Source organism: Phenylobacterium sp. (assembly GCF_004297125.1).
Taxonomy (GTDB): Bacteria; Pseudomonadota; Alphaproteobacteria; order Caulobacterales; family Caulobacteraceae; genus Phenylobacterium.
Window position 1 is genome coordinate 12,030 of record NZ_SCVD01000030.1, and the last position, 23,738, is coordinate 35,767.

Consider the following 23,738-nt stretch of genomic DNA (forward strand, 5'->3'; position numbering starts at 1 on the left):
GGTTTTAGGTCGCTGTAGATATCACAGATGGACGTGCGCCAGCTTCGGCATTTCGCGGCGGTGGCCGAGACGCTGCACTTCGGCCGGGCGGCCGAGCGGCTGAATATGACCCAGCCGCCGCTCAGCCAGTCGATCATGGCGCTGGAGCGCGAGCTTGGCGCGCCGCTCTTCATCCGAACGAAGCGAAGCGTCGCGCTCACCCCTTTCGGCGAACAGTGGCTGGTCCATGTTCGCGCGGTGCTCGATGAGCTGGCGGCCTTGCCGAGCATCGCCAACCGACTGCGCGACGGAGAGGCGGGGCGGCTGGAGCTGTCGTTCGTCAGCACTGCGGACTACAGCGTCCTGCCGGCGTTGGTGCGCCGCTACGCTTCGCTCTATCCGGCCGTCGAGATCGCGCTGCGGGAAGCCACCAGCGAGGTGCAGATCGCGGCCCTGCTGGAGGGCGCGGGGCAGGCCGGGATCATCATCCCGCCAGCCACCGGCGCTCTGCCCGCGGCCCTGAACTATCGCCGCCTGCTTTCGGAGCGGCTGGTCGCGGCCGTGCCGGAAAGCTGGATCGAAGACGGGCGTCTGCCTCTCCGCGGCGGGCGACTGGACCCGGCGGTCGTGGTCCAGTCGCCGCTGATCATCTTCCCGAGGCGCTCGGCGCCGGCCTTCCACGACCTGATCACCGGCTATTTCACGGCCCGTGGAGGAACCGCCCGCATCGTCCAGGAGGCGATTCAGATGCAGACGATCATCAGCCTGGTCTCGGCCGGGATGGGCGTCGCGCTGGCGCCCGCCTCGTTGCGCAACCTGGCGCGCACCGGCGTGCGATACGTCGATCTCGCCGGGGAGGTCCCGTCGCTCGAAACCGGCATCGTGTGGCGCCGGGACGACCTGACGCCGACGTTGAACCGCTTTCTGCAGATCGCGGCGGAGGGACCCGGCGCGGCTTAGGCGCCGAAGATCCAGCCGGGGGTGAGCGAACTCATCTGGACGCCCACCAGGATCATCTGGCCGCCGCCGGTCATGTTGATGACCGTGTCCGCGCCCGACTGGCTCACCGTGTATTGGGTCCCGGGATCGAGCTGGACGCGATCGCCCTGGGCCAGGCTGAAGTCGGTCACCCGATCGATCCCCGCGTCGCCGAAGGTGTGGAAGAGGTCGGCGCCCGCGCCGCCGGTCATGGTGTCCGATCCGCGGTCGCCGGAGACGAAGTCGTCGCCGGCCCCGCCGAGCACGAGGTCGTCGTCCTGCCCGCCACGGACGATGTCGTTCCCGTCGCCGCCGTCGCAGGTGTCGTTGCCGATGTTGCCGTAGACGAGATCGGTGGCGGCGTCGCCCGACAGGCTGTCGTTGTCCTTTCCGCCGACCACCCAGTCCTCGCCCACGCCGCCGGACGCGGTGTCGTTGCCGGTGTTGCCGTTGATGTCGTCGAAGCCGGAGCCGCCGGTGATCGAGTCGTTCCCGTCCTCGCCGCGCAGGTAGTTCGAGCCGGAGGGATCGCTGATCGTGTCCGAGCCGAAGTCACCCCAGACCACGTCATCACCTGCGCCCCCGTCCAGGACGTCGTCGCCGCGCCAGCCGTCGATGTAGTCGTCGCCGCCATTGCCGGCGATCACATTGGCCAGCGCGCTGCCGTAGATCTCATCGGCCTGGGCGGAGCCGCGCACATTCTCGATATCGCCCATCAGCCAGGTCAGGGACTGGGGCGCGTCGAGGTCCAGTTCGTCCGTCGGCGTGGCGATGCCGACCATGACGGGATCGGTCGCCGACACGGGATCGTCCGGCAGGTAGACGTACCAGCCCCGGATCGAGCCCGAGGCGTCCAGGGTGTCGCGTCCGCCTGCGTCCCACAGCGTGCCGTAGCTGCCGGTGGCCCGGATCAGGTGTGTATCGTCGCCGGCGTTCGTCCTCAGGTTGGGGCCGTAGAGATGCCGCAGGGCGATGACATCCAGCATCATCGGCGTGGCCGGGAAAAAGCGGGGATCGTCGGCCTCATCCGTGTAGGCCATGACCGTACCCCAATCGAAATCCAGGCCTTCCAGACCGATATCGGCCAGCGTGGGCCGGCCGGTCCCGCCATCGTCATGAGGGTGTTTCAGACCGAGGACGTGACCGAGCTCATGCAGCAACAGCAGATAGCCGGGGCCGCCAGGCAGGAAGTTCGTCAAGGTGTTCGCGGCGCTGTTCACGTTCAGCAGGACGTCGCCGTGGGCTCCGTCGTAATGGACGGCGTCGAATTGAGTGCTCGGGAAATAGCCGACCGCGGCGAAGTCGGGATCGTCGCCGACCAGCCGGCTTTCGCGCGAGAGGCCAACATTGATCTCGCTGCCGGCCCGGGCCGCTGCGCTGGGGTCGGCGAAGACGCCCACGAAGTTGAAGCGGATGTCCACGAAGGACGCGATGCTCTCCAGCGCGGCCTGGACGCCCAGACGCACCTGTTCGGAGGACGCCCAGGTCTCGCCGACGAAGCCCCCGGATATCGACCAGTCGATCGTTCGGTCCGGGCCGAGCGTCCATTGGAATCCGCTCGTCGTGGCGTCGAACAGCAGCTCGCCGGTCAGCGGCGACGGGCCGCTGGACGGTATCGGATTGGCCATGTGGTGGTCCCCCAGGTTACGCGAGGGTCCGGTCGGCACTCTTCCGAACCGCGTGATCCCCCAGTCAGCAACCTGCAATAGCGACGCCAAGCTTGGCAATAGGGTGCGCGCGAGAGGCGAGTTTCAGGGAAGGCAGGTTAGAGGCTCATCCTCAAAGGGCGAGGACGGTGTCGGGGTTGGTGTTCAGGCCGGCGTAGGCTCGAACCACGGTCGTGCGGAAGCGGGCGTCGTTCGCCAGGGCGGCAGGGAAGACGCTCTCCAGGGCCAGGAAGCGGGCCACGTCCGCTTCGGAGCCGTCGCAGGCGGCGGCCACGCTGGCCAGGGTCTCGGCGAGGGGGTCGGTGATGGGGGCGCCGGCCCGGGACTGGCGGACCACGAAGCGCATCCAGGCTGCGACGCCCACCGCCAGGCGGTCCACCGGGCGGCCCGCGGCCAGGGCTTCGGCGGCGGTCTCCAGCAGGCGGAAGCGCAGCTTCTGCGAGCCGTCCCAGGCGATCTGAGACAGTTTGTGGACGATCGCCGGGTTGCGGAAACGGGTCAGGATATCGTCGATGTAGCCGGCGACGTCGAGTTCGGGGGCGTCGAGGCTAGGCGCCACGTCCTGGCGCATCATGCGCTCGACGAAGCCCGCCAGGCGAGGGTCGGCCATGGCGGCCGAGACGGTCTCGTGGCCGACGCCCAAACCCACATAGGCCAATGTGGAATGGGCGCCGTTGAGCAGCCGCAGCTTGGCCCGCTCGAACGGCGCCACGGCGCGCGCGATGGTGGCGCCCGCGGCCGCGAACAGGGCGGCGTCGGCGCCCAGGCGGTCCTCGACCACCCACTGGACGAACCGCTCGCGCTGTACGGGCCAGGCGTCGGCGAGGCCCAGGGCGGCTTCGACCTGGACGCGCAGGGCGTCGTCGGTGGCGGGCGTGATGGAGTCCACCATGCTGCAGGGGAAGGCCGCCTCGGCCTCGATCCAGGCGGCGAGATCGCGTTCGCCGCAGGCTTCGGCGAACCGCACGACGGCGCGGCGCAGCTTCAGGCCATTGTCGGAGAGGTTGTCGCAGCTGATCGTCGTAAACGACGGAACTCCCGAGATTTTCCGCCGCCGAAGGGCCTCGGTGATCCAGCCGATCAGGCTGACCGGACGCTCGGGCGTGTCCAGGTCGTGGCGGATGTCGGGATGGTCCAGGTCCAGGTCGCCGCCAGTGGTCAGGCAGTAACCCTTCTCGGTGACGGTCGAGGTGACGTAGCGGGCCTGCGCCAGCCGTTCGAACACGGCCTCAGGGTCTTCACTCGCGACCAGCACTTCCTTGATGGCCCCGATCACCTGGACGGTCGGATCGGCCTCCTTCTCGGCCAGGGCGTAGAGGCCGTCCTGGGGCTCGAGCGCGTCGCGAAGGTCGGGTGTGCGGAGCGAAACCGCGCAGATCGCGAGGCCCGGATCGGTCGCCAGCATGCGGTCGAAGTACCAGGCCTGGTGGGCGCGGTGGAAGGCGCCGGGGCCGAAGTGGACCACGCCCACGCGGGTGGCGGCGCGGTCATAGGCCGGCCTGCGGGCGGGCGCGCGAACCTGCGCCAGGGTTTGGTCGGAGAGACGCATTACAGGGTGACGCCACGCTTCCAGAGGGCGATCTCGCGCTCGCCGTTCTCTTCGGCGCGGGTGACCTGGCCAGACGCGGTGGCGAGAACGAGGTCCATGAGTCGCTCGGCCGCGGCATCGAGGCTCTCGCCGCTGACGATGCGGCCGGCGTCGAAGTCGATCCAGCGCGGCTTGCGCTGGGCGAGGCCGGAGTTGGTGGCGATCTTGAGCGTCGGGGCCGGGAAACCCAGCGGCGTACCGCGGCCGGTGGTGAACAGGATCACCGTGGCGCCGGCCGCGGTGAGCGCCGTGGACGACACCGCGTCGTTGCCGGGCGCCTCCAGCAGCACGACGCCGCGCTTGTGCGCTCGGCCGCCATAGCGGACCACCTCGGTCACCGGTCCACGGCCGGCCTTCTGCACCGCGCCCAGCGACTTCTCCTCAAGGGTGGTGATGCCGCCTTCGATATTGCCGGGCGAGGGGTTCTCGCTGACCGGCTCGCCGTGGTCGAGGAAGTAGCGCTTGAAGTCGTTCACCACCGCGGCCACCTCGTCGAACACGGCTTGGTCCGTGGCGCGGGCCATCAGCAGGCGCTCGGCGCCGAAGATCTCGGGAATCTCGGTGAGCATCGCGGTCCCGTCCGCTGCGCAGACCTTGTCGGCGATGCGGCCGACCACGGGATTGGCGGTGAGGCCCGAGAAGCCGTCCGAGCCGCCGCACTTCACGCCCACCACCAGGTCGGCCACGGGACAAGGCTCGCGCCGGTCGTGCTCGGCGATGGCGACCAGTTCCGCGACGGCCGCCAGACCCTCCTCGATCTCGTCGCCGGCGGCCTGGGCGGTGAAGGCGCGCAGGCGAGCGCGGTCCAGGTGCGGGGCCGCGTCGAGCAGAGCTTGCAGCTGGTTGCTCTCGCAGCCCAGGCCCAGGATCAGCACCCCGCCGGCATTCGGATGGGCGGCGAGCGCGGCGATCATGGTGCGCGTGGCGTCCAGGTCGCCGCCGAGTTGGGAGCAGCCGAACGGGTGGGTGAGGGCATGGACGCCATCGACGCGCCCGGCGAACCGGCGCTGCGCCTCGGCGGCGATCTTCTGGGCGGTGCGGGCGACGCAGCCCACGGTGCACAGCACCCAGATCTCGTTGCGGGTGCCGACCCGGCCGTCGGCGCGGCGATAGCCCTGGAAGGTCGTGGCGGCCGGCGCCGGCAAGGCCTCGGCCGGCGCGGGGTCGTAGGCGTAGGTCTCCACGCCCGAGAGCGAGGTGGCCAGGTTGTGGCTGTGCACGTGGGCGCCCGGCGCGATGGCTCGCGTGGCGTGGCCGATCGGCCAGCCGTACTTGCGCACGTCCTCGCCGGCGGCGATGGCTCGCAACGCGATCTTGTGGCCGGCGGGAATGTCGGCCTGCGCCGTGACGCCGTCGGCCACCGCATCGCCGGCCGCCACGGCGCGCAGGGCCACCGCCACGTCGTCGCGGGGATCGATCATCAGGGTTGCGGCGGGGTCGTTCATCGGGAAATGGTAACCGGTGTCATTCAAATCTCAAGCTTAGCCGGCTTGCGGTTGCGGCCCGGCACAGGCCAGGAGATATGAATAGCGCTGTTGCGCCTCGAAGGATCGGTCCGACTGCCCGTGAAGCCTCCCATGAGCAAGCCGCGTGCGCCCGAGGACGGGCCTGCTGACGTGTCGCGCCGCCGGCCGAACATCAACGATATCGCACGCCTGGCCGGGGTCTCGAAGAAGACCGTCTCCCGGGTCATCAACGCCTCGCCCTTCGTGCGCGCCGAGACCCGCGAGCGGATCGAGGCGGTGATCGCCGAGCTGGGCTATGCGCCGGATCCGCAGGCGAGGGGGCTGGCCTACGGCCGCGCCTTCCTGATCGGCCTCGTCTACGACAACCCCAACCCGCAGTATGTCGTGAACATGCAGCTGGGCCTGCTGGACGGCATGAAGGGCTCGGGCTTCGAACTGGTGGTGCATCCCTGCGACCGGTCCAGCCCGACGTTCCTGGAGGACCTGCGGTCGTTCGTGGAGCGCCAGCGGCTGTTCGGCGTGGTGCTGACGCCCTCGGTGTCCGAGGACGAGCGGGCCGCGACCATCATGGCCGAGATCGGCTGCGCCTACGTCCGGGTGGCCTCGGTCAGCCTGGACCAGCCGGAGCACATGATCGAGACCCGCGACCGCCTGGGCGGGCGCGAGGCCGCTGCCCACCTGGCCGAGCTGGGGCATACGCGGATCGCCTTCGTCTCCGGGCCGCGCAGCTTCCGATCCTCGCACGAGCGGCGATCGGGTTTCGAGGAGGCCCTGGAGGAGCGCGGCCTGCACCTGGCCAAGGCCTTCGCGGTCGAGGGCGCCTATACCTACGAGTCCGGGATCGAGCGCGGCCGGGAACTGCTGGCGATGTCGCCGGCGCCCACCGCGATCTTCGCCGGCAACGACGAGATGGCCGCCGGCGTGCTGCAGGCGGCGCGACAGGCCGGCCTGCGGGTGCCCGAGGACCTGTCGGTGGTCGGCTTCGACGATTTCCAGATCGCCTCGCGCCTCTGGCCGACGCTCACCACGGTGCGCACTCCCACCCGCGAGATCGGCCGCCTGGCGGTTGAGCGGCTGATGGGCCGCGAGGACGATGGCCGCGATCCCAAGAGCCGGCTGCCGTCGCTGGTGGTGCGGGAATCGACGGCCCCCCCGCCGTGCAGGGACTGAGCGGCTAGGCCGGGCCGTCGCCCAGCCCATCCGGCGGCAGGCGCCGGAGCGCGCCCACGGGCGTGAGCACCGTGCGGTCGATGATCTCGGCCATCGTCCCGGCGTCCACCTGGTCGAAGTTGCGCAGCCACCAGGCGAGCAGGTTGAGGATCGCCGAGACCAGGTGGAACAGGAGGAGATCGTCCAGCGGCCCGCCCGGCGCCGAGGACCGGGCGCGGCCGACCGTTTCCAGGGTTTGGCGCAACATCCCCGCCCGCACCGTCTCGCCGGCCCCGCCCGCGATCAGCGCCTGGTGGATGGCCAGGTTGTCCTCGACGAAGGCGCAGAGCGAGCGGGCGGCGCCCCGGCGGTCCTTCTCGCGCAGCAGCGGCCGCACCTGGGTGAGGAAGGCCCTGGTCAGCATGTCGGCCACATCGGCCAGCAGGCCCTCCTTGTCCACGTAGTGGCGGAAGAAGGTGGCGTAGCCGACGCCTGCGCGGGCGGCGATGGCGCGCACGGTGATGGCGTCGAGCGGGCTCTCCGTCGCCAGGTCGATCATGGCCTGGCGCAACGCCTCGCGCGTGCGCACAACCCGGGCGTCCAAGACAGTTGACATCGAAGCGCTACGGTCCGTTATGATCCACTGTATATCGTAAGTGCTCCGCCATGGCGACAAGCCGCGGCGCGCCCGAAGGCCCGAAGAGGCCCGGGAATGGAGTACGGCGCCTTGGGGAGGACGGCCAATGACCATCTCGAAGACCACGCGGCGCATAGGTTTGGCCGCACTGCTAGCGGCCACCGCGTTAGGCGCCGGCGGGCTGACCACCGGAGCGGGGGCGCAGGCGCCGGCGGCGCAGATGGTCGACGACTTCCGGCTGCCGGATCAGAACTACCTCTCGCACCAGCTTTACCGGAAGGGCGACGCCAAGGCCGTCGTGCTGATCACCTACGCCAGCGGCGACGCGACGGTGAAGACGGAAGCCGCCGCCTATATGGCGCTGAAGGCCGCTTCGCCGGGCGTGGAGGTCTACATGCTGGACTCGCGGCTGGGCGACCGGCGCGAGACGGTGACTCCCGAAGCCAAGGCCGCCGGCCTGACCCTGCCGATCCTGTTCGACTATGAGCAGCTGGTGGGCGAGCAACTGGGCGTCACCCGGGCGGGCGAGGTGATCGTCATCGACCCCAGGACCTGGACCGTGGCGTGGCGCGGGCCCGTGGCCGGCCCGGCGGGCGAGACCTGGGCGCGGGAGGCGATCGAGGCGGTTTCGGCCGGCAAGCCTGTCGCCGTTCCCACGCACGTGGCCCGCGGCGGCGTCATCGCCTTTCCGGAACGCGGCAAGGCGCACGGGAAGATCAGCTACGCCGCGACCGTGGCGCCCATCATCCAGGCCAAATGCACCGGTTGCCACCAGCCCGGCGGGATCGGGCCGATGCCGCTCAACACCTACGAGCAGGTGAAGGGCTTCTCGCCGATGATCCGCGAGGTGCTGCGGACCAAGCGCATGCCCCCCTTCCTGGCCGACGAGACGGTGGGCGCGTTTCTTCACGACGAGCGGCTGAGCCCGACCGAGATCAAGACCCTGGTCCACTGGGTGGAGGCCGGCGCGCCTCGCGGCAAGGGCGAGGACCCGCTGGCCAAGGTGAAGTTCCAGGCCCCCGACTGGCCGCTGGGCAAGCCGGACGTGATCGTCACCATTCCGCCGGTGAAGATCCCGGCCTCGGGCGTCCTGGACTACTCGCGCCCGGTGGTGCCGAACGCGATGGCCGAGGGGCGCTGGATGAAGGCCACGACCTTCCGGGTCACCGACCGCCAGGTGGTGCACCACATCCTGACCGGCGTGGTCACGGGAGAGGCGAAGGCGGGCGACACCGCGTCCGAGGCGTCGTGGGGCGCCTCGCTGGGCGGCTACGGCCCGGGCCGGGGCTCGAACCTGCAGCCGCTGGACACCGGCGTCTGGGTGCCGCCCTCGGGCGGCATCGCCTTCCAGAACCACTACACGCCCTATGGCCGGGAGACGACGGAAGAGACCCAGATGGGAATCTACTTCTACCCGAAGGGCCAGGAGCCGAAATACGTGCTGCGCACCTTCGGCATCTTCGACTTCTCGATCGTGATCCCGCCGGGCGCCGAGTACCACCACGAGCAGGCCTATATCGACGTGCCGAAGGAGATGATCCTCTACGGCCTGACGCCGCACGCCCACCATCGCGGCGGGTCGGTGAACGTCGCGGTGCAGTATCCGAACGGCAAGCAGGAGATGCTGCTGGCCATGCCCCGGTACGACTTCAACTGGCAGTACGAGTACTTCCTGGCCAAGCCGCTGAAGGTTCCCGCCGGTTCGAAGGTGATCACCCGCTGGACCTTCGACAATTCTACACGCAACCCGGCCAACCCGGATCCGAAGCGCGAGATCCGCTGGGGCGAGCAGTCGTCCGAGGAGATGCTGGCGCTCTACCTCCACTACCGCTGGACGGACGAAACGGTCGCGAAGCAGAAGCCCGAGAACGACAAGCTGATGCAGGCTGGCCTGATGATCGGCGTCATGGACGACGATATGGACTCCAAGCTCCAGCCTGACGAACTCAAGGGCAACCTGGGCGAGACGCTGAAGAAGTACTTCGCGATGATCGACGCCAACAAGGACGGCGGCGTGGATCGCAAGGAGCTGGAGGCGGCCCAGAAGCTGATGCCGAAGCGCAAGCCGGCGGCCACCGCCGAAGTCACGCCCGCGGGCGGAACGCCGGGCGGGCGGTAGAATACGCCTCTCCCCTCGCTGCGCGGGGGGAGAGGAGGCAGGGCTAGATCTTCACCGGCTCCATCTTCGGCGTCAGCAGATGCACGGCCAGCAGAGCCAGGAGGTAGGCCGAGGCGGCCACCACGAAGATCGGCGTGTAGGTGCCAAGGTCTTCCAGCACGCCGCCGATGTACTTGGAGAACACCATGCCGCCGACCGCGCCCAGCATCCCGCCGATGCCGATCACGGAGCCGACGGCGCTGCGGGGGAAGACATCTCCCGGCAGGGTGTAGAGGGTGGCCGAGAAGCCCTGGTGGGCGGCCGTGGCCACGCCGATGATCAGGACGGCGACCCAGAGGTTGGACGCCAGCGCCGCGCCGGCGACGGGCACCGCCAGCAGGGCGCAGACCAGCATGGTGGTCTTGCGGGCCCGGTTGATCGACCAGCCCATCTTCATGAACCGCGACGACAGCCAGCCGCCGCCGACGCTCCCCACGTCGGACAGCAGGTAGATGACGACGAGCGGCGGGCCGAAGGTCTTCAGGTCGAGGCCGTGGCGCTTGCCCAGGAAGTCCGGCAGCCAGAACAGGAACATCCACCAGATCGGGTCGATCAGGAACTTGCCGATCGCAAAGGCCCAGGTCTCGCGATAGCGGAGCAGCCGGATCCACGGAATCCTGTCGACCGGGTCGGCCGGGTCGCTCTCGATGTGCGCAAGTTCCGCCGCCGAGACCTTCTTGTGCTCGCGCGGACGGCGGTAGACCAGGAGCCAGATCGGCAGCCACACCAGGCCCATCAAGCCGGTGACGATGAACGTCATCTTCCAGCCGAACGCCAGGGTGAGGGCGGGGATCAGCAGCGGCGTCACGATGGCGCCGATGTTGGTGCCGGCGTTGAAGAGGCCGGTCGCGAACGCGCGTTCCTTCTTGGGGAACCACTCGGTGATCGACTTGATCCCGGACGGGAAGGCGCCGCCTTCACCCAGGCCCAGGATCACCCGCGAGGCGATGAATCCGCCGAACGACCCGGCCGCCGCGGTGGCCATGTGGCCGACCTGCCAGATCGCGAAGGCGATACCGAAGCCGAAGCGGGCGCCGATCCGGTCGATGATCCGGCCCCAGGCCAGATAGGCGATGGCGTAGGCGGCCTGGAACCAGAAGACCAGGTCCGCGTAGTTGGTCTCGCTCCAGCCGAACTCGGTGGTGAGATCGGCCTTGAGCAACCCGAGGGCCTGGCGGTCCACGTAGTTGATGATCATCGCCGTGAAGAGCAGGGCGACGACCACCCAGCGGTAGCGCCCTACAGCAACGGCTGGGGCGTCGGCTGCGGTGTCAGTCCGCCCGGCGGTGGTCATGCATATCTCCTCCAGGGCCTTCGGCGGGCAGGGCGGGAACCGCGATGCAGCGGATCTCCTCCAGGTCGCCGAAGGTGATGCGGGCCGTTTGTCCGGCCTCGATGTCATGAATGCCGCTCGCCGCGCCCGTGGTCACCAGCTGACCGGCCTTCAGGGGACGGCCCCGCGCCGCGCAGGCGGCGAGCAGAAAGGCGAGGGAGGCTGGCGGACGGCCCGGGATCGACTCCGGTGAGCCCTCGCCCACCAGCTTGCCGTCCACATAGGCCTGGCAGGGCGGGGCGATGTCGGCCCGGTCGCGCCAGCCCGGCACGGCGCGGCCCAGGATCAGGCCGGCGTTGTTGCCGAAATCGGAGGCCACGACCCGCGGGCCCAGGACGTTGATGGTGCGGAGCGGACTGCCGGCGAACTCGACGCCCACCAGCAGCTCGTCGACGAAGGCCAGGGCCTCCTCCGGAGTCCAGTTCAGCTTGTCGGCCGGCGTGTCGCGGCCGATGCGATAGACGTACTCGGCTTCCACCGCCCCGAAGCCGCCAACGATCAAGGGCAGCGGCGTGGGATGGGCCGGATCGGCCTGCCAGAGGTGGCCGGCGAACACGGGGCCCATGACGCGCTCGGCGCCCAGTTCGGCCTGCAGTTCCAGCGGGATGCGGCCGACTTTCCAGCCGACTACGGGCTCGGGCCACAATCCGATGGCCGCGTCCTGCACGCGGTAGCCGGCGGCCAGGTCGGCGGGCAGGGGGCCGGGGAATGCGGGCAGGGCGCGGGCGGCCCGGCGCGCTTCGACGAATTGTCGCGCAACCTTGGCCGGATCAAACGCAGTCGCGGTCTTCGCCGCCGGAACAGTCACGTGCTGTTGTCCTCCGGCCGGTCCGATCACGGTCGCGGCGCTTCTTCTGGTCTTTGGACCGGAGACTCCCGGCCGGGTCGGCTGCACATTGTGCGAATAGGTAACCGGTGTCAATTTGGTCTGCGAAAGACAATCCCAGCCGGACAGGCTAGTCGAATAGGGCCGGCGCAAATGGCTTGCACCCCATAATGACACCGGTTACCTACCGCGCCAAAGGGAGGAATGGCCGATGACAAGGCCCCTGACGCTGAACCCGGACCGGCTGTTCCCCGCCGAGCCCGCCACCCGTGCGGTGGCGAAGCGCCTCTATGCGCGGGTCAAGGACCTGCCGATCATCAGCCCGCACGGCCACACCGACCCGGAGTGGTTCGCGGGCGATGCGCCGTTCCCCAACGCCACCGAGCTGCTGCTGGCGCCGGACCACTACCTCTACCGGATGCTCTATTCCCAGGGGATCGCGCTCAGCGACCTGGGCGTGCCGTCGCGCAAGGGGCCTTCGAGCGCCGATCCACGGGCGGCCTGGCGGATCCTGGCGTCCAACATGCGCCTGTTCCGCGGGACGCCGTCGTCCATGTGGCTGAACCACGTGTTCGCCGAGGTGTTCGGCTTCGACGTGGCGTTGAGCGCCGAGACCGCCGACCTCTATTTCGACCGCATCGGCGAGGCGCTGGCCACGCCGGCGTTCCGGCCCCGGGCCCTGTTCGAGCGGTTCAACATCGAGCTGATCGCCACCACCGAGGCGCCGACCGATCCGCTGACCCACCACAAGGCCATGCGCGCCTCGGGATGGAAGGGCCGGGTGGTCACCGCCTATCGCCCCGACCCGGTGGTGGACCCCGAGCACGAGGATTTCACCCACGAGATCGCACGTTTCGGCGAGATGACCGGCCAGGACGTCTATGCGTGGGAAGGCTACCTGGAAGCTCACCGTCTGCGCCGCCGCGCTTTCATGGAATTGGGCGCCACCTCTACCGACCACGGCCATCCGACGGCCCAGACCGCCGACTTGTCAGATGTGGATGTTCGCGCCTTGTTCCGCAAGGTCTTGAGCGGGGCGTTTACGCCGGCCGACGCCGAGCTGTTCCGGGCGCAGATGCTGACCGAGATGGCCAAGATGAGCCTGGACGACGGGCTGGTCATGCAGATCCACCCGGGCTCGTTCCGCAACCACAACCGCTGGCTCCATGGGAGCTTCGGCCGGGACAAGGGCGCCGACATCCCGACCCGCACCGACTATGTGCGGGCGCTGAAGCCGCTGCTGGACAAGCTGGGCAACGATCCGCGGCTGTCGGTCATCGTCTTCACCCTGGACGAGAGCGTTTACGCCCGCGAGCTGGCGCCCCTGGCCGGCCACTATCCGGTGCTGAAGCTGGGGCCCGCCTGGTGGTTCCACGACAGCCCGGAGGGCATGCGCCGGTTCCGCGAGCAGACCACCGAGACGGCGGGCTTCTACAACACCGTCGGCTTCAATGACGACACCCGCGCCTTCCTGTCGATCCCGGCGCGCCATGACGTGGCCCGGCGGGTGGACGCCAGCTTCCTGGCGAAGCTGGTGACCGAACATCGCATCGACGAGGATGACGCGGCCGAGACCGCCGTCGATCTGGCCTACAACCTGCCCAAGCGGGCTTACAAACTGGACGAGCCGGCGGCCAAGCGCACGCCCGAGCTGGTCTGACGGGAGGACCACCGTGTTCAAGCGGACCTATCACGCGACCCATCCGGACATGATGGAGGGGGTCGACAACGAGACCCTGCGCCAGCGCTACCTAGTCGACGGCCTGTTCGCGCCCGGCGAGGTGGTGCTGAACTACACCCACTACGAACGCTTCGTGATCGGCGGCGCGGCGCCGGCGGCCGGCGCGCTGAAGCTGCCCGACCAGACCGTGCCGGAGAGCGCCAAGGGCCATCCGTTCCTGGAGCGGCGCGAGATGGGGGTGATCAACGTCTCGGACACGGCCGGCACGGTGACGGTGGACGGGACGGCCTATCCGCTGGCCCCCCGCGACTGCCTCTATGTGACCATGGGCGCGAAGGATGTGACCTTCGAGGGCGAGGGCGCGCGTTTCTACCTCGTGTCGACCCCGGCCCATGCCGCGTTCGAGACCAAGAAGCTGGCGCTGGCCGACGCCGTCCCGCTGGAGCGAGGCGCCCTGGAGACCTCCAACGAGCGGACGATCTACCAGCTGGTGGTGCCGCAGACCTGCAAGTCGGCGCAGCTGCTGCTGGGCCTGACGGTGCTGAACACCGGCAGCGTCTGGAACACCATGCCGCCGCACCTGCACGACCGCCGCAGCGAGATCTACTTCTACTTCGGCCTGGGCGAGAACGACCGCGTCTTCCACTTCATGGGCGAACCCGACAAGGCGCGGCACATCATCATGGCCAACGAGGAGGCGGTGATGTCGCCGCCGTGGTCGATCCACATGGGCTCCGGCACCTCGAACTACGCCTTCATCTGGGCGATGGGCGGCGAGAACCTCGACTACACGGACATGAACGTCCTCGACATCTGCCAGCTGAAATGAGCGCGACTCTCTTCGACCTTACGGGGCAGGCCGCGCTGGTCACCGGCGCCAACACCGGCCTGGGCCAGGCGATCGCCGTGGGCCTGGCGCAGGCGGGCGCGGACATCGTGGCGGTGGGCCGCAGCGCGCCGGACGAGACCGCCGAGCTGGTGGCCAAGGCCGGCCGCAAGCTGCACGCGGTCAGCGCGGACCTCTCGACCACCGAGCCGATCGGCCGGGTGGTGTTCGAGGCCTATGCCGCCACTGGGCGCCTGGACATCCTGGTCAACAACGCCGGCATCATCCGCCGCGCCGACAGCCTCGACTTCACGGAAGAGGACTGGGACGCGGTGATGGACACCAACCTGAAGACCGTCTTCTTCCTCAGCCAGGCGGTGGCCCGGCGCTGGGTGGCCGACGGGCAGAGCGGCAAGATCATCAACGTGGTCTCGATGCTGAGCTTCCAGGGCGGCCTGCGCGTGCCGTCCTACACGGCCTCGAAGAGCGCGCTGGCCGGGGTCACCAAGACGCTCTGCAACGAGTGGGCGGCCAAGGGCATCAACGTCAACGGCCTGGCCCCCGGCTACTTCGCCACCAACAACACCACGGCGCTTCGGGCCGACGAGAGCCGCAACCAGCAGATCCTGGACCGCATTCCGGCGGGGCGCTGGGGCGAGCCCGGCGACCTGGCCGGCGCTGCGGTCTTCCTGGCCAGCCGCGCGGCGGATTACATGCACGGCGCCATCGTCCCCGTGGACGGCGGCTGGCTGGCGCGCTGACGCCGGCCCACGCACAGAAGGAGTAGCCCCATGGCCCGCGACCGCCTGAAAGTTCTCGCCGCGATGATGGACCAGGGGGTGATCCCGGTCTTCTACCACCCGGACGTGGAGGTCTGCTCCAAGGTCATCCAGGCCTGCGCCAACGGCGGAGCCAAGTGCATCGAGTTCACCAACCGCGGCGACTTCGCCAGTCACGTGTTCCTGGAGGTCACCCGCCACTTCGCCAAGGCCGACCCCAGCGTGATCATGGGCGTGGGCTCGATCGTCGATGCGCCGACCGCCGGCCTCTACATCGCCAACGGCGCGAACTTCGTGGTCGGCCCGATGACCAACGCCGAGGTGGCGCGGCTCTGCAACCGCCGCGGCATCGCCTATTCGCCCGGCTGCGGCTCGGCCACCGAGATCAGCGAGGCCCAGGAACTGGGCGTGGAGATCGTGAAGGTCTTCCCGGGCGGCTCGGTCGGCGGGCCGGAGTTCGTGAAGAACATCCTGGGCCCCATGCCCTGGACCAAGATCATGCCGACCGGCGGGGTCGAGGCGACCGAGGAGTCGCTGAAGGCCTGGTTCGGCGCCGGCATCGTCGCCTGCGGCATCGGCTCGAACCTGGTGACCAAGGCGCTGCTGGACGCCCAGGACTACGACGGCATCGAGCGCCGGGTGCGCGAGACCGTGCAACTCATCAAGAAGATCAAGGGGACATAGACGATGGCGGGTGACGTGCTGAAGATCCGGCCGGCGAACGAATGCCAGTGGGATTGCGCCGCCTTCGGCGAGGTGATGCTGCGCTTCGACCCCGGCCATGGCCGGGTGCGCAACGCCCGCACCTTCCAGGTCTGGGAGGGCGGCGGCGAGTACAATGTGGCCCGCGCCATGCGCAAGTGTTGGGGGAAGCGCGCGACGCACGTGACGGCCCTGCCGGTCAACGACCTGGGCTGGCTGGTCGAGGACCACATGATGCAGGGCGGGGTCGACACCTCGCACCTGATCTGGCGCGAGTTCGACGGCATCGGCCGCAACACCCGCGTCGGCCTGAACTTCACCGAGAAGGGCTTCGGCATCCGCCCGGCGCTGGGCACCTCGGACCGCGGCCACTCGGCGGCCTCGCAGATCCGGCCCGGCGAGGTGAACTGGGAGAAGCTGTTCGGGGAGGAGGGCGTGCGCTGGTTCCACACCGGCGGCATCTTCGCGGCGCTGGGGTCCAACACCGCCGAGGCGGTGATCGAGGCGGTCGAGGTGGCCCACAAGTACGGGACGATCGTCTCCTACGACCTGAACTACCGGGCCTCGCTGTGGAAGAGCCAGGGCGGCAAGCCTGGCGCCCAGAAGGTCAACCGCGAGATCGCCAAGCACGTCGACGTCATGATCGGCAACGAGGAGGACTTCACCGCCTGCCTCGGCTTCGAAGTCGAGGGGCTGGACGAGCACATCTCGGCCATCGACCCGGCGAACTTCAAGAAGATGATCCAGGCCTGCACCGCGGCGTTCCCTAACTTCAAGGTGGCGGCCACCACGCTGCGCAACGCCAAGACCGCCAGCATCAACGACTGGTCGGCGATCATCTGGGCGGCGGGCGAGTTCTACCAGTCGACCATGCGGGAGAACCTGGAGATCTACGACCGGGTCGGCGGCGGCGACGGCTTCGCCTCCGGCCTGGCCTACGGCTTCATGGAGGGGCTTGGGCCCCAGATGGCGGTGGAGTACGGCGCCGCCCACGGCGCGCTGGCCATGACCACGCCCGGCGACACCTCGATGGTGCGCGCCGCCGAGGTCGAGACAGCGATCAAGTCGAAGGGTGCGCGGGTCATCCGCTAGGGCGCACGGCGGCGCCGCCGGGATCGGGCGGTGGGCTCGGAGTTCGTAGGTTCCAGTCTTCCGCCCGCGGCGAAGACCGGGATGGCAGCAGCGACCGTCAGCCGGAGCGGCGAGGGGGCGGCGGGTCCGCGCCGCGTCGTGCGAGGGGCGGGGCCAGGGCCACCGAGGCGGAGCCGAACAGCGCCGTCCTGGGGGCGGCCCTTGGCGGCCGGGTCAGCACGTCCACGTCGCCAGGGGCCTGCGCGGCCGCGGACGCCGCGGCGCCCGCCTTGGCGCGGACCAGCAGATCCTGAAGGGTCGAGGCGCCGGCGCGGAGGTCGGCGGGAAGTGTGTCGTCCAGGCGCGCCGCATCGGCGGCGACGCCGCGCAGGGTGGCGAGGAATTTCGGCAGGCTGACCGGCTCCTGGTCGCGTTCGCGCTCGCGCTCGACAGGGCCGCCGGGGTCCCGCTCGGGGCGGTCGGCCTCGGCCATCTCGGACGGATCATGCTCGGCGGCCTCCGCCCGGGCCGGCTTCGGCGGCGCCCGCAGGGTCATGCTCAGCCGAATGCCCATCCGCACGGCCAGGAAGCTGCGATTGAAGGCGTCGAACAGTTCGAGCTTCTTCGCATGATCGTCCTGGGCCTTCGCCGCCTCGCCGAACGCCACGCCCAGCCCGTAGGCGCAGTCCACCATCGCCTCCAGAATCCGGAGCTCATGATCGGTGCGGGCGACGGCGTCCGGCATGAGAACAAAAATAGAACACATCTACCTCGGCGTCAAGGCGCAGTGCTGGCGCGCGGCTGAGCTTCCCGATGTCCTGACTGTCGATTCGACCTAGCGCACCTCGCGGCGCGGCAGGCCGGCGGCGCGCCGGGCCGCCGCGTCGTAATAGAAGAGCGACTGAGCAGCGCCCTCGGCGGCGGCCGGGTCCTTGGCGTAGCGCAGGTAGGACGCGTAGTGGCCGTAGGCGTTGCGGCAGTGGCTGTCGCGGTCGTTGATCTGCGGCGAGAAGCGGAAGGTCCCGTAGTTCTCGAGCGTGTAGCCCGCGCAGGCGCCGTTGGGCGTGAGCCACTCCAACTGGCCGTGCTCGGCCATGAGCTTCTCGGCCAGGGTCGGCTCCCTGGGCAGGTTGTCATAAGCGCCGTAAGCCCCGGAACGGACGCCCTTCTCCATCTCGTCGGCCTGGCGGAGCATCTCGGCGCGGGCGTCGGGCGTGAGGGTCGCCTTGTGCTGTTCGGCGGTGGTGCGGAGTTGCTTGGCGGCGGCCAGCATGCGTTCGGCCTGGGTCTGGGCCGAGGCGACGGGCGCAAGGGCGGTCAGGGCGACGGCCAACAGGGGGGCGAGGAAGCGCAGGCGCATCCGGTTGATCTCCGGTCAAGGTCAGGAACCAAGATGTACGGCAGGACACCGGGTTCGGACGAGTGTCGGCGCCGAACCCCCAGAACGCGCGGTGACGCCTCTCGCGAGACGTTGAAGGGGGCCGCTTCTGGGCCTGGCGCGGAAGGTCCGTGTGTGGACACGACGCCGGCTCCGGCTTTCGACCCGTCGGGAACACTCGCCCGACGATGACGCTGACCAACCGCTTGCCGTACGGGGGGCTCCGGGGCGCCTTAGGCGGCGGCGACGATGCGCCTGCGCCGCACCACAGCGCCCGTAGCGCCGAAACCGAGGATCATCATCGCCCAGGTCCCGGGCTCGGGCGCGGGCGCGGGCGCCGGGGAGTTTGTCTGCAGGTGCGCGGAGGCCGAATAGGGCGTGTTGCGCGCGTCGAGGGTCCCCTCGGCGACCAGCATGTCGCCGAACTGGCCGAAGTTATAAAGCTGGTAGCTGAACAGGTTGCGCTCTGAACAGCAGTCGCCACGGGCGTAGATCACGATGTCGCTCACGTCGAATGCGTCGGTGAACTTGACGAGGAGGTACTCGGTCGGCCCGGCCCCGTCGCTGTGGTAGATGTTCGGATAGGCCGTGCTGATAATCCCATCGGTGGCCTTGCTCGGCGGCGTGCTCGCATCGTAGCTCCCGGTCCCGAAGACGAGGCCCCCGTTGCTGGCCAACGCCACGTTCACGCCGCCGGCGAAGACCTGCAATTCCCCGATCCCGAGCCAGTCGCCTCCGGCGGCTCCGCTGATGATCTTGATCGAGGTCGCGACGGTGGCCTGCGCCGGGGCGCTCGCGCCCATCATCACGGCGGCTGCGATGACGCTGCCCGCCAGCACTCTGATTGAAGACTTCATACTCAACTGCCCCGTCATAGGCGCTTCTGCGCGCGCCAAGCGTTAGCTGGCCCGGCAGGCGCTCGTCATCCTGACTAATCAGTAGGGGTCTTGGTCTCGTCCGCCACGGGGGGACGGCTGGCCCGGTTGAGCCAGAGGCTCATCAGCCCAACCCGGCTGCGGACGCCGAACTTGCGGAATATGCAGACCACGTGCTGGTGGGCGGTGGAGGCGGCGATGCCCAGCTGAAAGGCGATGCTCTTCTCCGAGGCTTCGGTCAGCAGGAGCTGCAACACCCGCTGCTCGGTCGGCGTCAGAGGCATGTCGGCCATTAGCAGGCCCTGGCTCAGCATCAACCGCCGGTGAAACCATTTGACGCCGCGCAGGGTATAGGCGAGCGCCTCGATCGTCTCGTCGCTGACCGTGTCGCGGGAATGCAGCCCGAAGTGGGATTCGCAGCTCTCATTCAGCGGAAACGCCACGAAGGCGGCGTCATGGACGTCCCTGACGGCATACTGCTCGCGATAGAACGGTTGCTCGAACCAGGCCGGCAGCAACTCGCGGCGAAACGAGTAGGTCCGGAACATTCCGACGTCCCGCATGGGCAGCAGGAAGGACGGATCGATCTCGCGCCGATCCCACGCGCGCAGGATCTTGTTGGGCGCGACTGGATTGAGCGTCTTGACCGCCGCCACCCGCCATCCCTGCAGCGGATCGGGAGCGGCCTCGCCATCCGCGACGCCGCCCATGCGGATGCCGGCGGTCCAGGTCACGTTCGAGACGTTGCCCAGACTCGCGAGAAACACCATCAGGCGCCTCAGCGCGAGCTCCGGTTGGCTGGCGTCGTAGTCGGATAACTCGTCCCAGACCCGATGGATTGCATCGGCGTTCGCAGTCGGCATGACGGGTTCCCCTCCACGCGCTCCTTACCTCATGCTTCGCCTGAACGGGCATCACGCCAATCTTGGCCTGGGGTCAACGTCCGCGAGGTCCGCCTTGGAGGCGATCGGGCTCGGCTTTGCGGTTGGAAGGCGACGCCTGCCTGCCGTCCTACCCCTGCGCCGCCGCGATCATTTCCTTGAGGCGGAGCTTCTGGCGCTTGAGGGCCTGGAGGGCGAGGTCGTCGGAGGCGGGGCTGCGGGCTTCCTGGCGGATCTTCGTGTCCAGGTCCTGGTGCTTGCGGGTGAGCTGCGGCACGCGTTGACGGCTCATGAGGTCCTCTTCGCCTGCGCCCGGCCCTTCGCCGGACGGAAGCTGGAGCGTGCGGCCGACAAGCTTACCGGGCGCTTAGCGCGCGCGGCCTGCGCCGAGCCGCCGCAGCGGATGGTTTACGCGCCGGTCCGGATGAAGGGGAGGCTGCACGCAAGAGTGGCTTATATGTTGTAATGCAACATAAAGCAGTCGCCTGCGTTAGGGTGACGTAGCCGGACTGTGTGTCGGCCGCGTTCTCCGCCACAATCTGTCTGGGCAGGGCTTGCACTCCGCGCGCCTCCAGTTTCCCGAAAGCCGGCCATGCCCGCCCGTGCGCCACCCACCGAAGAAGCGGCGCTGAGCCTGGCTCTGGCGGTGGTCGCGGCGTCGGCGGGGCCGTTGCTGTTGCTGGACGGCGACCTGAACATCGTCGCCGCGAGCGCCTCGTTCTCGCAAGTCTTCGAGCTCGACCCGCCGGGCGCCCCCGGCATGCCCCTGGCGGGGCTCGGCGACGGCGAGTGGGACGTTCCGCAGTTGCGCTCGCTGCTGGAGGCCACGCTCTCGGGGGCCGCCACGATCGAGGCCTACGAGATGGATCTCAAGCGGCCGGGGCGCGGCGCGCGGCGGCTGATCATCCACGCCCAGCGCCTGGTCTACCTGGATCTCGACAACCAGCGGCTGGTGATGGCCGTGACGGACGTGACGGACGCCCGCGCCAGCGAGCGCGAAAAGGACGACATCCTCGCGCAGAACCTGATCCTGCTGCAGGAGGTCCGCCACCGCGTGGCCAACAGCTTGCAGATCATCGCCAGCGTCCTGCTGCAGAACGCCCGCCGGACCCGTTCGGACGAGACGCGCGGCCACCTGAAGGACGCCCACAGCCGGGTGATGTCCGTCGCCGCCCTGGAGCGGTTGCTGGCGGGATCGAGCGAAGAGCAGGTCGAGCTGCGCGGCTATTTCACCAGCCTCTGCCGCAGCATCGGCGCGTCGATGATCGCCGACAGCGACCAGCTCTCGCTGGCCGTCACCGGCGCTCGGGGCCACGTGGAGGGGCGGGTGTCGGTGAGCATGGGCCTGATCGTCACCGAACTGGTGATCAACGCCCTGAAGCACGCCTTTCCCGAGAACCGTTCCGGCCGGATCACGGTGGCGTGCGAGTTCCAGGGCCCGAACTGGACCCTGGTGGTCACCGACAATGGGGTCGGCATGCCCAGCGATCCGCCACAGGGCCTCGGCACGAGCATCGTCCAGGCCCTGGCCAAGCAGTTGGACGCCAGGGTCGAGATCGCCCCCGCGCAACCCGGAACGCGCGTCACCGTCACTCACAACCAGGTCGCCCTGGTCGATGAGGACGGCTCCGCGGCCGCCCCGGCGACCGGGCGTCCGGCCGCGCAGGCCGGCTGATGACCAACCATTCCGAAATAAGGGAATCCGCCATGGCGACCGCCGCCCCTGCCGCGCGCGACGTGCGCCTGCTGATCGTCGAGGACGAGATCCTCGCCGCGATGTCGCTCAAGGACGAGCTGGAGGACGCCGGCTATCGCGTCATGGACCTCACGTGCCGGCACGAGGAAGCCCTGACGGCGGTGCGCGACTGCAAGCCCGACCTGGCGCTGGTGAACATCCGGCTGCAAGGGCGCGACGACGGCATCGATCTCGCCCGGGACCTGTGCGGGCTGGATATCCCGGTGCTGTTCATCAGCGGCCAGGTCAGCCGGGCGCGGACGGCGCGAACCCATGCGGTCGGGTCGCTGCCGAAACCCTACAGCCCGGCCGACATGGTGCGGGCGGTCGCCTACCTGCTGGCTCACCTGCGGGGCGACGAGACGCCTCCGCGCCCCAAGAACCTGGAAGTGTTCGACGGCTCGCCGGACGTGGCCGCCGCCTAGCTGCCTAGGTCCCGGCCTGCACGAAGGGGACCTTGGCGAACAGCCTGCGTTCCGCGCCGCGCGGGTCGTCGACCAGCCTGGACGGGACGTTGAACACCATCGTCCGGCGGCGCCTGAGGTCGTAGGGCGCCCAGGTCGGGATCGCCTTGCAGTTGGGATCGCCGGTCCTGGCGAAGGCCAGGAAGGCCTCGCTCATCTGGTCGGCCATGGGCTGGGCGGTCGGGCCGATGGCGGTGGCGCCCGGCTTGGCGAGGTTGTCGAAGACCAGCTGGATGTCGCTGGCGTGCGGCGCGCCGAACCTGCCGCCGTCCTTGGGCGTGGCCCAGTCGAGCTGGTAGGCCCAGGTGGGATGGCCGGCCTTGGCGCGCTCTTCCACCTCGATGATCGCGCCGCGCCAGGAGCGGGCGGCGGTGGTGGCGGCGAACAGCACGTCGCTGGGGCTGTAGCGCGGATAGAGCCGCCGGTACTCGGCGATCACCGGTTCGGGCAGGATGTCGACGCGCATGACCTCCTGGGAGAGGCGGGCGGGGAGTTCGTCCCAGGTCAGCGAGAAGTTCCTGGGGTCGCCGCCCATGAAGGCGCGGGTCTCGTCGTGGGTGTTGCCGACGATCATCGGGATGTGCGCCGACTGGGCCGGGGCGTCCGGATAGAACGGGTGGCGCTTCAGCGAGCGCTCGTCGAGCACCGGGCCGAAGTAGAGGCCGCCGAAGCCCAGGACCGGATCCTCGGCGCCGAGGGCGTCAACCAGGCGTTCGGCGGGCAGGGTGCGCAGGTCGGCGGCTTGTTCGGGTTTGAGCTTGAGCGCGTCGAGCCAGGCCAGCGCGCGACGCGTGGCGTTGCCGGGGCCCGAGGCGGTGACCTGCTGGCCGCTCATGGTGGCGGCGCGGTGGAAGAGGCCGGCCGCGGCCGGGGTGGCCATCATCGTCGCGATCTTGGCGCCGCCGCCCGACTGGCCGAAGACCATGACCTTGCCCGGATCGCCGCCGAAGCGCGCGATGTTGTCGCGGACCCACTGGAGCGCCAGGATCAGGTCGAGCTGTCCGGCGTTGCCGCTGTCGGCAAGTTCGGGGACCAGCCGGGCGAGGTAGGCGTAGCCGAAGGCGTTCAGGCGGTGGTTCAGCGTCACCACCACCACGTCGCCGCGCTGGCAGAGCCGGACGCCGTCGTACAGGGGCGACGAGCCCGAGCCGTTCGAATAGGCGCCGCCGTGGATGTAGACCATGACCGGCCGCCGGCCCGCGTCGAGCGCCGGCGTCCAGACGTTCAGGAACAGGCAGTCCTCGCCGGTCGGGCCGGCGTTGCGGTCGCGTTGCGGCGAGGCGGCGCCATACTGCCGGGCGTCGGCGACCTCCGTCCACGGGGCGGGCGGGGCCGGCGGCTGGAAGCGGCGGGGGCCGGTGTCGGCCCCGTAGCGCACGCCGCGGAAGGCCAGGATCCCGTCGTCCACATATCCGCGGATCGGCCCGTGCCGGGTGCGCGCGACGGGGGAGGCGACAGCCGGGGCCGCCCGCGCGCTCCATGCCATCGCCGCCATGCCCAGGCCCGCGGCGACCGCGCCGCGCCGGGTAAGCTCGCAAACCATCGAATCCGCCCTGTTTTCGCGT

The 23,738-nt window shown here is 69.5% G+C and carries 21 protein-coding genes and 1 pseudogene; 10 read left to right on the top strand and 12 right to left on the bottom strand.

The features are described 5' to 3' along the window. Positions 1-27 precede the first annotated feature (27 nt). A complete protein-coding gene (locus EPO51_RS21585) occupies positions 28-939 on the top strand; it encodes a LysR family transcriptional regulator (RefSeq protein ID WP_293354467.1) in 912 nt (303 codons plus the stop codon). On the opposite strand, the gene EPO51_RS21590 is transcribed toward EPO51_RS21585, so the two are convergent. The 3 genes from EPO51_RS21590 to EPO51_RS21600 form a co-directional block, all read right to left on the bottom strand. Continuing rightward, positions 936-2,585: a hypothetical protein gene (locus EPO51_RS21590; RefSeq protein ID WP_293354469.1), complete on the bottom strand. Its 1,650-nt coding sequence runs from the start codon at positions 2,583-2,585 to the stop codon at positions 936-938. The two genes, EPO51_RS21585 and EPO51_RS21590, sit on opposite strands and share 4 nt — an antisense overlap. Positions 2,586-2,736: 151 nt before the next feature. Further along, a complete protein-coding gene (locus EPO51_RS21595; protein ID WP_293354471.1) occupies positions 2,737-4,173 on the bottom strand; it encodes a mannitol dehydrogenase family protein in 1,437 nt (478 codons plus the stop codon). Then, complete coding sequence (locus EPO51_RS21600) at positions 4,173-5,657, bottom strand: UxaA family hydrolase (RefSeq protein WP_293354735.1); 1,485 nt, start codon at positions 5,655-5,657, stop codon at positions 4,173-4,175. The genes EPO51_RS21595 and EPO51_RS21600 overlap by 1 nt, the downstream gene beginning before the upstream one ends. Before the next feature lie 132 nt (positions 5,658-5,789). Here EPO51_RS21600 and EPO51_RS21605 point away from each other — a divergent pair, with 132 nt between their 5' ends. Further along, positions 5,790-6,848, top strand: coding sequence for a LacI family DNA-binding transcriptional regulator (locus tag EPO51_RS21605; protein WP_293354473.1), 1,059 nt, complete (start codon positions 5,790-5,792; stop codon positions 6,846-6,848). 4 nt (positions 6,849-6,852) lie between these two features. Here the strand turns inward: EPO51_RS21605 and EPO51_RS21610 are convergent, their stop codons facing one another. Further along, positions 6,853-7,443, bottom strand: coding sequence for a TetR/AcrR family transcriptional regulator (locus EPO51_RS21610; RefSeq protein ID WP_293354475.1), 591 nt, complete (start codon positions 7,441-7,443; stop codon positions 6,853-6,855). Between the two features lie 127 nt (positions 7,444-7,570). Between EPO51_RS21610 and EPO51_RS21615 the strand changes: the two genes are divergently transcribed. Continuing rightward, positions 7,571-9,583 (top strand): monooxygenase, encoded by a 2,013-nt coding sequence (locus tag EPO51_RS21615; RefSeq protein ID WP_293354477.1) that lies wholly within the window; start codon positions 7,571-7,573, stop codon positions 9,581-9,583. A gap of 43 nt (positions 9,584-9,626) precedes the next feature. On the opposite strand, the gene EPO51_RS21620 is transcribed toward EPO51_RS21615, so the two are convergent. Together EPO51_RS21620 and EPO51_RS21625 are read right to left on the bottom strand one after the other, a co-directional pair. Continuing rightward, a complete protein-coding gene (locus EPO51_RS21620; RefSeq protein ID WP_293354478.1) occupies positions 9,627-10,916 on the bottom strand; it encodes an MFS transporter in 1,290 nt (429 codons plus the stop codon). Next, complete coding sequence (locus EPO51_RS21625) at positions 10,894-11,763, bottom strand: 2-keto-4-pentenoate hydratase (protein ID WP_293354480.1); 870 nt, start codon at positions 11,761-11,763, stop codon at positions 10,894-10,896. The genes EPO51_RS21620 and EPO51_RS21625 overlap by 23 nt, the downstream gene beginning before the upstream one ends. Positions 11,764-11,992: 229 nt before the next feature. On the opposite strand from EPO51_RS21625, the gene uxaC reads away from it, so the two are divergent. The 5 genes from uxaC to EPO51_RS21650 are packed head-to-tail and all read left to right on the top strand — an operon-like array spanning position 11,993 to position 16,861. After that, positions 11,993-13,441, top strand: coding sequence for a glucuronate isomerase (gene uxaC / locus EPO51_RS21630; protein ID WP_293354482.1), 1,449 nt, complete (start codon positions 11,993-11,995; stop codon positions 13,439-13,441). A 13-nt stretch (positions 13,442-13,454) separates the two neighbouring features. Next, positions 13,455-14,291, top strand: a complete 837-nt coding sequence (gene kduI, locus EPO51_RS21635) for a 5-dehydro-4-deoxy-D-glucuronate isomerase (RefSeq protein ID WP_293354484.1) — start codon at positions 13,455-13,457, stop codon at positions 14,289-14,291. Beyond that, on the top strand, positions 14,288-15,049 hold the full coding sequence (gene kduD / locus EPO51_RS21640; protein WP_293354486.1) for a 2-dehydro-3-deoxy-D-gluconate 5-dehydrogenase KduD: 762 nt from the start codon (positions 14,288-14,290) through the stop codon (positions 15,047-15,049). Before kduI ends, kduD begins: the two co-directional genes overlap by 4 nt. Before the next feature lie 30 nt (positions 15,050-15,079). Beyond that, positions 15,080-15,751, top strand: a complete 672-nt coding sequence (locus tag EPO51_RS21645; protein ID WP_293354488.1) for a bifunctional 4-hydroxy-2-oxoglutarate aldolase/2-dehydro-3-deoxy-phosphogluconate aldolase — start codon at positions 15,080-15,082, stop codon at positions 15,749-15,751. A 3-nt stretch (positions 15,752-15,754) separates the two neighbouring features. Next, positions 15,755-16,861, top strand: a complete 1,107-nt coding sequence (locus tag EPO51_RS21650; RefSeq protein ID WP_293354490.1) for a sugar kinase — start codon at positions 15,755-15,757, stop codon at positions 16,859-16,861. A 97-nt stretch (positions 16,862-16,958) separates the two neighbouring features. Here the strand turns inward: EPO51_RS21650 and EPO51_RS21655 are convergent, their stop codons facing one another. The 5 genes and pseudogenes from EPO51_RS21655 to EPO51_RS21675 all read right to left on the bottom strand — a co-directional run bounded on the left by EPO51_RS21655 (position 16,959) and on the right by EPO51_RS21675 (position 20,266). Then, on the bottom strand, positions 16,959-17,585 hold the full coding sequence (locus tag EPO51_RS21655) for a hypothetical protein (protein ID WP_293354492.1): 627 nt from the start codon (positions 17,583-17,585) through the stop codon (positions 16,959-16,961). Positions 17,586-17,675: 90 nt separating this feature from the next. Continuing rightward, positions 17,676-18,200, bottom strand: coding sequence for a hypothetical protein (locus tag EPO51_RS21660; protein WP_293354494.1), 525 nt, complete (start codon positions 18,198-18,200; stop codon positions 17,676-17,678). 251 nt (positions 18,201-18,451) lie between these two features. Beyond that, a pseudogene (locus EPO51_RS28175) lies at positions 18,452-18,544 on the bottom strand (PEPxxWA-CTERM sorting domain-containing protein); the annotation flags it as partial. 605 nt (positions 18,545-19,149) lie between these two features. Next, positions 19,150-19,956: a helix-turn-helix transcriptional regulator gene (locus tag EPO51_RS21670; protein ID WP_293354498.1), complete on the bottom strand. Its 807-nt coding sequence runs from the start codon at positions 19,954-19,956 to the stop codon at positions 19,150-19,152. A 148-nt stretch (positions 19,957-20,104) separates the two neighbouring features. After that, a complete protein-coding gene (locus EPO51_RS21675) occupies positions 20,105-20,266 on the bottom strand; it encodes a YdcH family protein (protein WP_293354500.1) in 162 nt (53 codons plus the stop codon). A 300-nt stretch (positions 20,267-20,566) separates the two neighbouring features. Between EPO51_RS21675 and EPO51_RS21680 the strand changes: the two genes are divergently transcribed. Further along, a complete protein-coding gene (locus EPO51_RS21680; RefSeq protein ID WP_293354502.1) occupies positions 20,567-21,649 on the top strand; it encodes a sensor histidine kinase in 1,083 nt (360 codons plus the stop codon). 32 nt (positions 21,650-21,681) lie between these two features. Continuing rightward, positions 21,682-22,134, top strand: coding sequence for a response regulator (locus EPO51_RS21685; protein ID WP_293354504.1), 453 nt, complete (start codon positions 21,682-21,684; stop codon positions 22,132-22,134). A gap of 4 nt (positions 22,135-22,138) precedes the next feature. On the opposite strand, the gene EPO51_RS21690 is transcribed toward EPO51_RS21685, so the two are convergent. Further along, complete coding sequence (locus EPO51_RS21690) at positions 22,139-23,716, bottom strand: carboxylesterase/lipase family protein (RefSeq protein WP_465246620.1); 1,578 nt, start codon at positions 23,714-23,716, stop codon at positions 22,139-22,141. Positions 23,717-23,738 lie beyond the last annotated feature (22 nt).